Below are 14,091 nucleotides of genomic sequence, written 5' to 3'. Positions count from 1 at the left end.
CTTACTCTCCCATTCCTACTAAATCCTCTATCTTAACTTTAAAGTCTTGCTTATTATCCAAATAATTATTGAAGTAATCAGCCATCAACTCTTCTATATTAAAATATCTATCTCCATCCATCTCTTCTTTAAATTTCATAATTCTCTCTTTGAATTTTTTGTCAAAAGAAAATGTATCACTTTCTATTACTACATTCATTAAAAATGGAATTCTATTTAAATCTTCTTTATTTTTTAAAATGTATTTCTTACAAATTAATTCATTTTTCTCTATCTTATTTATTTCTAGTCTTAAATCAACTTCATCAGAATTAAAATCTAAAACCATAAAAAAGTATAAATTGTTAATATACTTTTTCGGAACATACTGTAATATACTTGCGATGCACACCTGATCTTCATTTTTCCATTCTAGTAAAGAATTTTCCGTTCTATATTCTTTCAACATTACTAACTTTGAATCACTTGACCATATATCTATATTCAGTTCTTCAAGTTGATTCATAACATATGATTCAAATTGATATTGTGCAAATTTTTTTTTTTGTAACAAATTAATTACTCTTTCAGCTTTCAATATAAGTCACCCTCATTTTGTTTACTATTCCATCTAAGTAATCTTTCCAATGTGGTAATAGCACATTTTGTTTAAAACTATCTAAAACAATTCCTTCATCCTTAAATCCCTCAAAAAAATCTTCTATCTCATCAGCATCAACAAACCTCATATTATCAGGTACATCTGTGATTTTATGTGAAGAATCAGGTTCGTTTGTTACTTTAAACATAGCTGCAATGCCTGATGCAGTTGAATTTATAGAATCTTTTTTTGTTCCTATAAGCAAGCAGTATAAATCTAGTGTGATTTGTCTAGAAATATGGCATTCGTTTAAACAAGATTTAATTTTCTCCATCGATGTTACTTTATTTAAATTATTTCTTGCATGATATAATGTAAAAAGAATGTTATCAATTACACTTGATTTCCCTTCGTGGAATAACATTTTAGCGGTACTGTATACTTCTAAATGGTTTTCGTAAAAGACAATAAAATATACAATAAATCTTATTGATTCTTTTAAATTCCTTTCAACATCACCATGTTCAAAATCCCACATGGAAAGACTATTATTACCATAAAATATTTTATTAAGAATTGTTACACAATAAGTGCTATTTCCTATGTTACTCTCTGTAATATGTGCATTGATCCATTGCAACGCTTTAAGCAATTCTCCTTTTAAATTGTCATTAGCAAATTGTGCCTTGAATTCTATTTCTAATTCTGATATAGATCTGTTAAAGATAGCCCAAGCACTGTCGTAATAAGAACTTTCACTAATTAACTCTTTTGCTTCAGTAACCCACCCCGCTACTAGATGCTTGATTTGTAATTTAGTTACTAATAACTCATCTTTCTTTAGGCGATCCTCATTATCTACATGACTATTGGATATAACAAATGCAAACATCCTTTTGAAGATATACTCAGCTATAGATTTACCTCTAATATCAGTAATTAAAATAGTTTCTTCGATCATGTCCAAAATATCATCATAAAGTTCTCTGGTTGAACCAAATTTATTTATATAGAGTCTCTTTAAATAGTAATCAATATCTTTTCGAGCATACTCTTCAAACCTTAAATTTAAACCATCAATTGGTTTCATAATTGCATTTTTAAATGGATCTTCGTCAGTTATAACATGTTCGACATTTCCATCCTTATCTATTACATCTTTAATTTCAAAATCAACATTTCCTGAATAATGTTTTAAAGTCGATAAACTACTCTGCTTAGTATTTGTTACTATTTCAAACTGCGGATTATAAACACTTTTATCAACATCGTTGATTACATTAGATTCTAAAAAATAATCATAATTTAATAAGTTTTTTTCTATCCAGCTATTAAAATACTCCCTTTCATTTTCAGGATTATTTAATGATTTTCTTTTATAAAAATCATTAGGCTGATGATTTTTATTTCCACCTTCTTTTACGGTTTTTACTTGTATAAATCGAATTTTATCTTCGCCAATAAGAGTAATATCATCAAAATATTCCAACACCACAGATTTCCACCAATTATTACGCTTCGGATATATCATGGATACCATATAAAACATCGATACATAGTACTGGTACACAAACCCCCTCATAGCTGTTAATCCTCCTAAATCTCTGAACTCACCAGCCATTAGACTATTAACAATTTGCTCTTTATTCTGTTGGATTTCTTGTTTTTCCTGAGCTGCCAGATCTATTATATAATCGTCCAAAGTACTTTCAATTTTTTCTCTTAAATTATTTATTATTACCGTCATAGTATTTTCCTCTGAATTTCATATTATTTTATTTAGTAAAAAAGGGCTGTGCCTTCAACTTTATCATCAAGCGTAAATTCATTTTGCTAGCTACCACTTCTGCTATGCAACGATACTTTTGTGCCTCTCCAGACATCTCGGTTTGTACGATTTCAGGGTGAGTAAATGAAATCACATTATAGAGAAAATACTTATTCTTAAAATACGTAATTCTACTAGTTCTTTTTTTATTCATTTCGACATCTTCCGATAATTTCCTTTTATTCGTTTTGAAATCAACCCCTAGTTGTCCAGCAATGGTTCTTATACTTAAACCAATTTTTTTAACTAGTTGATCTAATTTCCTTTGCCAAACGTGTCCAAATTTCGTATAAACAGTATCTTAAGAAGGTGTAATCTATTTAGAAGGTTACGCATTAATTATTGGTAGAATAAAGGCTATTGCGTGTAAATAGAAATTAATGGATAATTATTATGGTATACGAAAAATAAAATAATAGAAATAAGACTTTGTTAGGGGAAAAGATTTATGTATGATTTTATGCTTGAGTTTAAGCAACACAGAAATAAGAGAGTATATTCAGTAGTGAAGATAAAGAATCTGGATGAAGAATTAAGGAAAGAAATCAAAAAAATAGAAGAGAATAGAGAAAATAATCTTTTGAATATCTTACACAAAAAAGAAGAGAAAATTATTGTGTATCGTACTATTTTTGATACTGATGAAAAATACGGCATATTTTTTATAGACCTAAAAGTAATTAATAAAAGAGGTATTGTATTGAACCGTATTCGTTTAAGCGCCAATTACAGTAGTGAGGAACATATTGAACTTTGTGATATAGAAGTCTTTGGTGAAAATTCAGGCAGAGGGTATGGTTCCATTTTACTTAATTCATTAATTCAGTTTGCAAAAGAAAACAAAGTTAAGAAGATTACGGGTTGGATCTCATACGCGGACCTAAATCATTTTGACAAGCTAGATTTATTTTATAAAAAAAATAATTTTAATGTACTTTGGCTCGATAATACTAACAAATCGCATAAAGCAGCAGATATTTATTGGAACAACTTTTGATGAGTGTAACTGTGGGACTAGGATAATTAATTAGAAGAACAAGAAGAGGCAAGATGTGTGTTATTTAAACCCCATTTTAAAAAACAAAAAAACTCTCTTGTGGATATCATATCCTAAGAGAGTTTTTTAAATCAAACTTATTCAAAATTATCAAACTTTGCTTTAAAAAATCAAACATTTTTGTAAAAGTATTATTTAATAGTCTATTCTACTGTTACTGACTTCGCAAGGTTACGCGGCTTATCTACGTCACAGTCGCGGTGAAGCGCTGCGTAGTATGAGATCAGCTGCATTGGAAGTACAGATACTAACGGCGTCAAGTAAGGGTGGATCTTCGGAAGAACGACGCGGTCGCCTTCTTCTTGCAGACCATCCATAGAAATCACGCATGTGTAAGCGCCACGTGCCGCTACTTCTTTCACGTTACCACGGATGCTTAAGTTAACATGCTCTTGAGTTGCAAGAGCGATAACTGGTGTACCGTCTTCGATCAATGCGATCGTACCGTGCTTCAATTCTCCTCCAGCAAAACCTTCTGCTTGGATGTAAGAGATTTCTTTTAATTTTAGTGCAGCTTCTAAACATACGTAGAAGTCAGCAGCACGCCCGATGAAGAATGCGTTACGAGTTACAGCTAAGAACTCACGAGCGATCTTCTCCATCTCTTCTTTTTGGTCACAAAGAACTTCCATCGCGTTTGCCACGATCGCAAGCTCTTGTAGCGGATTGAAGTCTAACTCGATGCCTTTTGCACGAGCAGAGTCAACTGCTAAGATCGCAAGTACGGCGATTTGAGCTGTGTATGCTTTCGTTGATGCTACTGCGATCTCAGGACCAGCATACAAGTTAAGCGTGTAGTTTGCTTCACGAGAAAGTGTAGATCCCGGAACGTTCGTAATTGTTAATGCTTTGTGTCCAAGTCTCTTCACTTCAACCAATACGGCACGGCTGTCTGCAGTCTCACCGGATTGTGAGATGAAAATGAACAACGGCTTTTGTGATAAAAGCGGCATGTTGTAAACAAACTCACTCGCGATGTGTGCTTCAACAGGAATATTAGCGATGTTTTCAATCAGCTGTTTCCCAACAAGACCTGCATGGTAGCTCGTTCCGCAAGCGATAATATATACGCGGTCCGCTTCTTTCATCGCGGCACGGATATCATCATCTAGCTTAAGATCACCATTTTCATTTTGGTATTGATTGATGATGTTACGCATTACGAAAGGCTGCTCATCGATTTCTTTTAACATGAAATGAGGGTACGTGCCTTTTTCGATGTCGCTTGCATCTAATTCAGCTGTGTATGGTGCACGTTCAACAACTGTACCGTCAAGAGTCTTGATCGTATAGCTGTCACGTGTCACGATTACGATTTCTTTATCCATTAATTCAACGTATTGGTCTGTTTGAGAAAGCATAGCCATTGCGTCACTCGCAATAACGTTAAAGCCTTCACCTTTACCTACCAATAACGGGCTCTTGTTCTTACCAACATAGATGGTTTCAGGGTTTTGGTTGTCGATTAGTCCGATCGCATAAGAACCTTTTAACTCAGACAACGTACGGCGGAATGCTTCTTCTACTTCCATGCCTTCGTTTACAAAGTATTCTACAAGCTGAACGATAACTTCTGTATCTGTTTCAGACAACAATTCAACACCTGAGATGTATTGTTTCTTCACCTGTTCATAGTTCTCGATTACACCGTTGTGTACAAGTGTAAAACGCTCTGTTGAACTTTGGTGTGGATGAGAGTTAACTCGGCTCGGAACTCCGTGTGTTGCCCAGCGTGTATGTCCGATTCCAACGGATGCTTCTACTCCAAGATCTACGTTTTCACGCAGATTTGCAATACGTCCTTTTTCCTTGAACACATGAACTCCGTCTTCATTCAGTACAGCGATACCAGCTGAGTCATATCCGCGGTATTCTAATTTTTCTAATCCGCGTAAAAGGATTTCCTTCGCATCATTATTCCCAATATATCCAACGATTCCACACATAAATAAACGTCCTCCTTAAAGCCATCACACTCTGCTGACGGCTTTCATAAGGGGGCCGTGAGCGGGGCTCACAACCCCACCTATGTTCTCTATTTTTATTTTTTTTCACTTGCTTTCGTCTTTGTACAGGAAGTCACCTTACCTGGTTTGAACAAAAGCTTACGGAAGTGATGTTCCGAGAGGCATCCGCCGAAATATCGATGAACCTCTTCCTCGTCAACTGCTCATTTTCCGGTCAGCAGTTCAGGCGCTTTGGATGAATGATTAACTGTTAACTCCTTCCTTTTATTTGAAGTAAACAAAAATAATCATACACGGGTTTTTCAAAACCGTCAATTATTATTCTTTCCCGATTTTAGAAAAACTTGAAACATAATGTTCCATATTATAAAAATATGCATACACAGCTCTTCCGGTGAGCCGCATATGCATATGTTTCGTGCCCTTTTTTATTTTATGAGGGAGGGTTTCTTATTAATTTATACGAGCTCAGCCTTTACTACTTCTACGATTTTATCCGCATGCTCTTGGCAGAGTTCTTCTGTTGGAGCTTCAACCATTACACGCACGAGTGGCTCCGTTCCAGAAGGACGAACGAGAACTCGGCCGTTTCCTTCAAGCTCTGTTTCTACTTTGTCGATGGCAGCTTTGATCGCATCGTTGCCGTTTAATTTAGACTTATCCGCAACCTTCACATTGATAAGAAGCTGCGGAAATTTTGTCATCTCACCTGCAAGCTCTGATAATGGCTTTCCAGTTGCTTTTAAGATTGAAGCAAGCTGAATGCCAGATAGAAGTCCGTCTCCAGTCGTTGTGTAATCTAAGAAGATGATATGACCAGACTGTTCTCCACCTAGATTAAAGTCGTTCTTGCGCATCTCTTCCATTACGTAACGGTCACCTACTGCCGTTTGCGCCGATTTCATCTCGTTTGCTTCTACAGCTTTATAGAAGCCTAAGTTACTCATTACGGTTGAAACGACTGTATCTTGCTTCAAACGCCCTTGCTCTTTCAGGTGCTTCGCACAGATGAACATGATTTGGTCTCCATCGACAATGTTTCCTTTTTCATCGATCGCGATCAAACGGTCTCCATCTCCGTCAAATGCAAGTCCCATGTCGCAGCCTTTTTCCTTTACAAGTTCAGCAAGCTTTTCAGGATGTGTACTTCCTACACCTTCATTGATGTTTAAGCCGTTCGGACTTGTACCCATCGTTGAGATGTCTGCTTCAAGATCAGCAAACAGATGCGGTGCATGTGACGATGTCGCTCCGTGCGCACAGTCTAAAGCGATATGAAGACCAGAAAAATCTCCAGGAATCGTTTGTTTCAGATAATGCATATACTTTTGTCCGCCTTCAAAATAATCGCTGACTGAACCTAAGTCGCCGCCTACAGGACGTGGAAGTTCATCCGTTTCATTATCTAAAAGGGCTTCAATCTCATTTTCTTGCTCATCTAACAGTTTAAAACCGTCTGCTCCAAAGAATTTGATGCCGTTATCCGCTACAGGGTTATGTGACGCTGAGATCATTACACCCGCTTGTGCGCCTAAAGCTTTTGTTAAGAAAGCAACTCCAGGAGTCGAGATTACGCCTAAACGCATCACTTCTGCACCAATGGATAGAAGACCTGCCACAAGAGCACCTTCTAGCATTTGTCCCGAAATACGCGTGTCACGTCCGATTAAGATTTTAGGTCTTTCTGTATTTTTTGTAAGAACATACCCTCCAAAGCGTCCTAATTTAAATGCTAATTCAGGCGTAAGCTCTGTATTTGCAACTCCTCTAACTCCGTCAGTACCAAAATATTTTCCCATTATTGCTCTCTCCTTCAACTATTGACTGCTAGTCTCTGTTTGAATTTCCACACTGGCTTCCTGAACTGTACCTGTAAGTTCAACATCCCCTGGATTTTTCCAATCTATCTTCACGTTATGTGTTCCTTGATCAAGTGAACTCACATCTACGATTCCCTGCAGATCTGACTTTTTAAGAGAATTGAGCACACTCTTTTTTCCTCTTACCGTTACATCTACAACACCATCTGCTGGATCTAATATCGTTGCTTGTTTGTCAGCATCGCTTCCGAGCAGTGTTAATGGAACATCACTGAATGTTTTTGTCGTCTCTTGATCGACTTCTGGTTCTGTTTCTGGTTCATTGCCCGCTTCTGTTTCCGTTTCTGCTTCAGTACCTGTTTCTTCAACGTTCACTTCTACTTTTACTTCTTCTAATGAAACGTCGTCGATCCCATCTGGTACTGGGACATCAACGGTCAGTGTCGTATCTTTTTTGATCTCGCTTAAATCTATCGTTATCTCTTTAAATGAATCAATTTTATCCAAAGAAGTTGTTGTACCAGTTAATGTAATCTCACTTGGATCAGATGTGATCGATTGAAGGGAAAGTCCCTCATCTAATTCCCCTTTCGTTTCGATAGATATCGGTACCGTTTTCTTCGGTTTCTTGATCGGTACGGATACTTCAGCTACTCCTGGGTTGATCTGAACATCAATTAAATCTCCTTGTTGATTGTATGCACGCAGAGGAACTTTTGTTTGAATCGCTTCATCTGCATCCGTTACATCAACGAACCCTGTAATGAATGAAATCTGTTCGATCATCCCTTCAGCACCTGTCACATCGACCGTTCTCGGTGAGAACTCAACTTCACCTGCTGTATATCCTTCAGGCATTTTTCTTTTGTTTTTCAAGTCCACATTAACGTTCATCTCTTTTGTTACTTTTTTATGCAGAATAACATCCACGTAATCAGGGTTAATCTTGGCCTTAACACCCTCAGGCAGACCTTGAACTTGAACTTTAACCCGCTTGTTTCCAGGTTTCATATTGGTTAGGTCAATATAGACTTCGAATTCTTTATCCACTTTTGTCGCCTTTGTAATCAAACGGCTGGATCCTGTTAATGTAAGGTCGACCGATGATGGCATATCGGTAAGAACATATTGATTGTCATCAAAGTACGGTTTGATCTGTACGTTCTCGATCGTCTCACTTTCTGTATACATTTTTGAGAATATCGAATTGTTCGCTGCTTCTTCCTGCGTCTCCATCGTTACGATCGTATACATCATGAGGGCAAGGAGGAAAGCAATAATTTTTACAAACCATGAACTACTAAGGAGTTTGTCCATTTTTCTTTCCCCTCCAATTCCAGCGAGTTGAGGAAGTGGACTTGTTGGCAATAATCAATTCTGCGTTTAACAAATTTCTTAATGACTCTTCGTCCAGGTTACGATAGATTTCTCCATTCTTCGTAAGAGAGATCGTACCTGTTTCCTCAGAAACGATAACCGTTATGGCATCTGTTACTTCACTGATCCCTAGTGCCGCTCTATGTCTTGTTCCAAGCTCTTTTGAAACAAACGGACTTTCCGTTAATGGTAAGTAGCAACCTGCTGCATAGATCTGACTTTGTTTAATGATGACAGCTCCATCATGTAACGGCGTGTTCGGTACAAATATATTCGTCAATAATTCGGAAGAGAGATGCGCTTTAATCGGAATACCTGTTTCCACGTACTCACTTAATCCTGTTTCTCGCTCAATTGACATAATTGCTCCTATACGTCGCTTAGACATATAGTTCGTCGACTTACAGATCGCTGCAATGGCTTTTTCCGTTTCTTCTTCCTCAGGCAGTCCGGTACGAGAAAAGAACTTTCCACGTCCAAGTTGCTCTAACGCTCGTCTTAACTCTGGTTGGAAAATGATGATGATGGCAAGAAGACCGTATGTAATCACTTTATCCATCAGCCAAGACATCGTTCTAAGATCAAACGAACTGCTAAGGAACCAAACCACAATGATTACGGTTATCCCTTTTAACAATTGAACGGCTTTCGTTCCACGTATCAACATGATCAGCTTATAGATCACATACGTCACTAACAAGATATCTATGATCTGTGTAATGTAATTGAATATATTAAAATCTGCGATTGGTAACATAAATTCCCTCCCAACCCGGTTTGTCTTCCAAGTTGAAGTATTTAGTGGTTATAAATTATTATTGAAAACCTCATATGAAGTAGTATTCTTTTAAACACTCTGAAATAATTTTAACCTACTTATTATAGCATACCTCAATGTAAAGAAAACTTGGCATGACACTCACATGTTTTACTAATGATGGTTGGCTGATATTTTTAGTTTAGTGAAATTGAACAAGAAAAAAAGCCGTATGGACACGGCTTTCCTTATGAGTATCATTCATTGCTTCATTATTCGTACTAACCAAAGATTTTAACTTATACCATACCCATTCGACCACTTGACCAATTTCCTGACTGTGGCCCGTTACTTCTCCAGCTGATGCAAGATATTGATCGCCTTTTATGACCGTTACGTCACCTTCAACTCTGCCTTCTATTCGAACATCTGCATTCTCTACAACTAAGTCGCCTTTAATGGTTTCACCAGCAGGAACGACTACTACTCGCTCATTCTTTTTAATCTGCAGGTTACCTTCGCCTTTTACAACGGCTAGGTCTTGTTGATTATAGCTCGTGAACACGGATGCTGCCATAAAGAACACAAAAATCGCTGCAGCTGTTAGAGCAGGATGGCTCTTCATCCAACGCATCCACTTTACTTGTTGCCTCTCTTTAGGCAGTTTAGCCATCACAGCCTCTGTAAAGCCATCTGGTGCCTTGATATGGGATTGCAGCTGCAATTCCTTCAATGTAACCGTCAGCAGCTCAAACTCTTCTCTACACGTCTCACAATCCTTAAGATGATTGTGAAAGTTTTGTTCTTCTTCTTTCGTCGCATCACCATCAAGTACTTTATTCATTAATTCATCATATACGGAAGCTTCACAATGCATTTTTATCACCTCGTTTTTACAACCATTTGAAATACTTTCTTCAACGCTTCCCGACCTCGATGTATACGAGTTTTTACTGTTGGAACGGGTATGTCCATAATCTTGCTGATCTCTTCTAACGAGAGATCTTCAACGTATTTTAAAAGAATAGCTGTCCTGTATTTTTCAGGAAGCTTCATAATTTCTGCCTGGAGTTCATTCCACTCTTCATTCTCAGTAACCACTTCTTCAGGTAGGGGCTCTTCACTAGAAAGTTGACTATACATAGTAGCACCTTCTGTACCTGGTACTTCTGCATCCAGATAATAATCCGGTTTCTTCTTCCTTAACCTGTCGATACAGAGATTTGTAGCGATACGAAAAATCCAGGTTGAAAATTTGTATTCACTATTGTACTTACCTATATTACGGTAAGCTCTTAAAAAAGTTTCTTGTGCTAGATCTTCTGCTTCATGTCCATTGCCGACCATCCGGAAACAATGCCGGTATATTTTATCTTTAAACAGGTCCACAATGCCTTCAAACGCTTCTTGGTCCCCTTTTTTTACTTGGGTCACCATATTCGCTATTAAGGCGTCCATTATTTTATCACCACTCGGATTTTATTTACGTACCAGCGTTTCATTAGTTTCAAATCTTTTCATATTTTTTTATTTTATCATGTTGCAGAATTTGACGAAATAAAAAGGTATTTTTTTCTAAATAATGCGTTTCAAACAAATCAGCCCTGGGAATATTAATCATATAAAATATTATGCTGAGGCAGAAAGGGGTAGTTTGTATGCACAGAGATTTATTAATCGAACAGATCGAACACTCCAGACAGCAAATGAATGAACTCTCAAAACACCTTCCACTAATCGCACAAGAAGTAGTTGAGCTCTCACAAGAGATTGATCACCTGCTTAACCAATATCAGCGCATAAATGAAAAAGAACAGTTGCATCTATAAAGAGGCAACTGTTTTTATTTTTTCTAAGTCTATTATAGTAGCTTTTCTCCAAATAAAGAACCCATTAGAGCTACAGCAACCGTCGCTGTTTTGTTCTTTTCATCTAAAATAGGATTAACCTCTACAAATTCTGCTGAAGTAATAACCTCTGCTTCAGCAAGCATTTCCATCGCCAAGTGACTCTCTCTATAGCTGATTCCTCCGAGTACTGGCGTTCCAACACCAGGTGCATCATGTGGATCAAGACCATCTAAATCAAGACTCAAGTGAACACCATCTGTATGTGCTAAGTATTCAATCGTCTCTTCCATAACTTTCGCCATCCCAAGACGATCAACTTCATGCATCGTATATACTTTAATTCCTTTTTCTTTAATCAGCTCACGTTCTCCTTCATCTAAAGAACGAGCTCCAATAATCACTATATTTTCAGGTTTAATCTTTGGTGTGTAATCGCTTATGTTTGTAAGTCTCTCATGACCAATACCAATACTAACAGCAAGAGGCATCCCATGGATGTTTCCACTCGGAGATGTATCCGCTGTATTTAAATCCCCATGTGCATCATACCAGATAACACCTAAATTCTCGTAGTGCTTAGAAACCCCAGCTAAGGTACCGATCGCAATACTATGGTCTCCCCCTAAAACAAGTGGAAATTTCTTGTTGGAGATTACAGTTGAAACAGTTTGTGAGAGCTTTTCACTCGCTTCAATTACACCCTTTAAATTTTTTAGATTGCCTTCGTTTTCATTACTTTGTTTTTCTGGACGAGCAATATCTATATCACCAAAATCTTCTACACGATAATCCAGGTTTTCAAGGCGTTCAACAACACCTGCATATCGAATCGCACTCGGCCCCATATCCACACCGCGGCGCATTTGTCCTAAATCCATCGGTACACCGATTACTGTAATATCTTTCAACATTTTTTCTTCCTCCCTTATGAAAAACACAAAAAACTAAAGAATCACTACCTCTATTGTAGCTGTAAGGGATTTCATGGTTCAACTGGACAAAATCTTGCATAGATATACCGAAAAGAAAGCGCTTTCGACCTTAAGTTACATATTTATAAGGTTTGGGTTAAGAAAGGATAAAAAGAAGATGGCTTCGAGCCATCTTCTTTCCGTTTTTTCTTAATGAGCAGAACTCTGTTTTAACTTGTCAGTACTGAAATGGGGATTCTTTAGAAGGTGCCGTTACATGAGTTGAAAAATAGACCGCTAAAGCAATACCATTCGGGGTATTTGTGGAGCTAATTCTAGAAATATCAGCAATAATTCTAGATATTTCGCAGATAATACGGCGATTTTCGGCTATAATTCGGCGAGTTTTGCTCCTATATCGGCGAGTCGTCATAGTTCGACAATACTTATAAGCCACATACCCTTAACCCTACTCCAAAACTGACTCAAGTATACGTTTACGTGATCACACTATATACTAGCAGCCGAAAAGTTAATATTTCTATCAAACGTGAAATATTTAAAAGTCTCCTAAAACAACAAAAAAACTCCAGGCATCGCCTGAAGTATAATGATTATGTATATGGTGGAGCTTAGCGGGATCGAACCGCTGACCTCCTGCGTGCAAGGCAGGCGCTCTCCCAGCTGAGCTAAAGCCCCGAAGAAATAAATGGAGCGGGTGATGAGAATCGAACTCACGACCAGAGCTTGGAAGGCTCTTGTTTTACCACTAAACTACACCCGCGTATTCAATTAGTATCGTCTAACTTTTGAATCGTTAAACATAAGATGGTGGAGGGGGACGGATTCGAACCGCCGAACCCGGAGGGAGCGGATTTACAGTCCGCCGCGTTTAGCCACTTCGCTACCCCTCCACATAAAAAAAGAGACGTTACTCTTCAAGCACCAATATGTGCTTTTGTGTCTACTATCATAGTAAGTAAACATGGTGCCGGCTAGAGGACTTGAACCCCCAACCTACTGATTACAAGTCAGTTGCTCTACCAATTGAGCTAAACCGGCAAGCAAAAAAAATGGTGGAGGATGACGGGTTCGAACCGCCGACCCCCTGCTTGTAAGGCAGGTGCTCTCCCAGCTGAGCTAATCCTCCAAAGTGTTTATAAGAAATGGTGACCCGTACGGGATTCGAACCCGTGTTACCGCCGTGAAAGGGCGGTGTCTTAACCGCTTGACCAACGGGCCATAACTGTTTGTTTTGTTTAAGTATATGATATGGAGCTTCCAACCGGGCTCGAACCGGTGACCTCTTCCTTACCATGGAAGCACTCTACCTGCTGAGCTATGGAAGCAAGTAAAAATGGCTCCACAGGCAGGACTCGAACCTGCGACCGATCGGTTAACAGCCGATAGCTCTACCACTGAGCTACTGTGGAATAATGTAATGAAAATCCACAACTAAGTTGGAATTTTGAGATTTTAGCCCAGCGACGTCCTACTCTAACAGGGGGAAACCCCCAACTACCATCGGCGCTGAAGAGCTTAACTTCCGTGTTCGGTATGGGAACGGGTGTGACCTCTTCGCCATCATCACTGGACCTTGTTACTTATGTAACACTCTCAAAATCATTTATCCTGTTGGGACAAGATAAATTTTATTATATTTTAAAGCATTTTGCAAGAGATTTTTTAATGATTTTCATCATTTTTTTATGTTCTCTCAAAACTAGATACGACGTTTCCAAACGTTATGCTTTTTAAGGATAAGCCCTCGACCGATTAGTATCTGTCAGCTCCACGTGTCACCACGCTTCCACACCAGACCTATCAACCTCATCATCTCTAAGGGGTCTTACTCACTTGCGTGATGGGAAATCTCATCTTGAGGGGGGCTTCATGCTTAGATGCTTTCAGCACTTATCCCGTCCACACGTAGCTACCCAGCTA

11 protein-coding genes, 8 tRNA genes and 2 rRNA genes are annotated in these 14,091 nt (G+C 38.2%); 2 read left to right on the top strand and 19 right to left on the bottom strand.

Annotated elements, in window-relative coordinates:
- Position 1 precedes the first annotated feature (1 nt).
- Both I5J82_RS18695 and I5J82_RS18690 read right to left on the bottom strand, forming a co-directional pair.
- Positions 2-577 carry an ABC-three component system middle component 1 gene (locus I5J82_RS18695; RefSeq protein ID WP_198769295.1) on the bottom strand — a complete coding sequence of 192 codons (576 nt, stop codon included), beginning with the start codon at positions 575-577 and terminating at the stop codon, positions 2-4.
- Positions 567-2,327 (bottom strand): dsDNA nuclease domain-containing protein, encoded by a 1,761-nt coding sequence (locus I5J82_RS18690; RefSeq protein ID WP_198769294.1) that lies wholly within the window; start codon positions 2,325-2,327, stop codon positions 567-569. Before I5J82_RS18690 ends, I5J82_RS18695 begins: the two co-directional genes overlap by 11 nt.
- A gap of 529 nt (positions 2,328-2,856) precedes the next feature.
- Here I5J82_RS18690 and I5J82_RS18685 point away from each other — a divergent pair.
- Positions 2,857-3,405 carry a GNAT family N-acetyltransferase gene (locus tag I5J82_RS18685; protein ID WP_198769293.1) on the top strand — a complete coding sequence of 183 codons (549 nt, stop codon included), beginning with the start codon at positions 2,857-2,859 and terminating at the stop codon, positions 3,403-3,405.
- Positions 3,406-3,608: 203 nt separating this feature from the next.
- Here I5J82_RS18685 and glmS read toward each other — a convergent pair whose 3' ends face one another.
- The 6 genes from glmS to sigW all read right to left on the bottom strand — a co-directional run bounded on the left by glmS (position 3,609) and on the right by sigW (position 10,844).
- Positions 3,609-5,411 (bottom strand): glutamine--fructose-6-phosphate transaminase (isomerizing), encoded by a 1,803-nt coding sequence (gene glmS, locus I5J82_RS18680; protein WP_144704642.1) that lies wholly within the window; start codon positions 5,409-5,411, stop codon positions 3,609-3,611.
- A 479-nt stretch (positions 5,412-5,890) separates the two neighbouring features.
- Complete coding sequence (gene glmM / locus I5J82_RS18675; RefSeq protein WP_144704639.1) at positions 5,891-7,231, bottom strand: phosphoglucosamine mutase; 1,341 nt, start codon at positions 7,229-7,231, stop codon at positions 5,891-5,893.
- Positions 7,232-7,249: 18 nt separating this feature from the next.
- Positions 7,250-8,569, bottom strand: coding sequence for a CdaR family protein (locus tag I5J82_RS18670; RefSeq protein ID WP_198769292.1), 1,320 nt, complete (start codon positions 8,567-8,569; stop codon positions 7,250-7,252).
- The gene (gene cdaA / locus I5J82_RS18665; RefSeq protein ID WP_191755167.1) at positions 8,553-9,386 is read right to left on the bottom strand and encodes a diadenylate cyclase CdaA; all 834 of its coding nucleotides are present in this window, start codon (positions 9,384-9,386) and stop codon (positions 8,553-8,555) included. Before cdaA ends, I5J82_RS18670 begins: the two co-directional genes overlap by 17 nt.
- Positions 9,387-9,588: 202 nt before the next feature.
- Positions 9,589-10,263, bottom strand: coding sequence for an anti-sigma factor family protein (locus I5J82_RS18660; protein ID WP_198769291.1), 675 nt, complete (start codon positions 10,261-10,263; stop codon positions 9,589-9,591).
- 5 nt (positions 10,264-10,268) lie between these two features.
- The gene (sigW, locus tag I5J82_RS18655; protein WP_198769290.1) at positions 10,269-10,844 is read right to left on the bottom strand and encodes an RNA polymerase sigma factor SigW; all 576 of its coding nucleotides are present in this window, start codon (positions 10,842-10,844) and stop codon (positions 10,269-10,271) included.
- A gap of 200 nt (positions 10,845-11,044) precedes the next feature.
- On the opposite strand from sigW, the gene I5J82_RS18650 reads away from it, so the two are divergent.
- The gene (locus I5J82_RS18650; RefSeq protein ID WP_171005666.1) at positions 11,045-11,215 is read left to right on the top strand and encodes an aspartyl-phosphate phosphatase Spo0E family protein; all 171 of its coding nucleotides are present in this window, start codon (positions 11,045-11,047) and stop codon (positions 11,213-11,215) included.
- A gap of 32 nt (positions 11,216-11,247) precedes the next feature.
- On the opposite strand, the gene rocF is transcribed toward I5J82_RS18650, so the two are convergent.
- The 11 genes from rocF to I5J82_RS18595 form a co-directional block, all read right to left on the bottom strand.
- Positions 11,248-12,147, bottom strand: coding sequence for an arginase (gene rocF / locus I5J82_RS18645; protein WP_198769289.1), 900 nt, complete (start codon positions 12,145-12,147; stop codon positions 11,248-11,250).
- A 623-nt stretch (positions 12,148-12,770) separates the two neighbouring features.
- Positions 12,771-12,846 (bottom strand) — tRNA-Ala (locus I5J82_RS18640).
- An 11-nt stretch (positions 12,847-12,857) separates the two neighbouring features.
- Positions 12,858-12,931 (bottom strand) — tRNA-Gly (locus tag I5J82_RS18635).
- A 45-nt stretch (positions 12,932-12,976) separates the two neighbouring features.
- Positions 12,977-13,061, bottom strand: a tRNA-Tyr gene (locus tag I5J82_RS18630).
- Positions 13,062-13,133: 72 nt separating this feature from the next.
- Positions 13,134-13,209, bottom strand: a tRNA-Thr gene (locus I5J82_RS18625).
- Positions 13,210-13,221: 12 nt separating this feature from the next.
- Positions 13,222-13,297, bottom strand: a tRNA-Val gene (locus I5J82_RS18620).
- Positions 13,298-13,314: 17 nt separating this feature from the next.
- Positions 13,315-13,389, bottom strand: a tRNA-Glu gene (locus I5J82_RS18615).
- A 31-nt stretch (positions 13,390-13,420) separates the two neighbouring features.
- Positions 13,421-13,496, bottom strand: a tRNA-Thr gene (locus I5J82_RS18610).
- A 9-nt stretch (positions 13,497-13,505) separates the two neighbouring features.
- Positions 13,506-13,580 (bottom strand) — tRNA-Asn (locus tag I5J82_RS18605).
- Between the two features lie 46 nt (positions 13,581-13,626).
- A 5S ribosomal RNA gene (rrf, locus tag I5J82_RS18600) occupies positions 13,627-13,742 on the bottom strand.
- A 161-nt stretch (positions 13,743-13,903) separates the two neighbouring features.
- A 23S ribosomal RNA gene (locus I5J82_RS18595) occupies positions 13,904-14,091 on the bottom strand; the annotation flags it as partial.

Origin of the sequence: Fictibacillus halophilus (genome assembly GCF_016401385.1) — a bacterium.
Lineage (GTDB): Bacteria > Bacillota > Bacilli > Bacillales > Fictibacillaceae > Fictibacillus > Fictibacillus halophilus.
The sequence above is the reverse complement of the archived record's forward strand: the minus strand, read 5'-3'. Positions and strand labels throughout refer to the sequence as shown.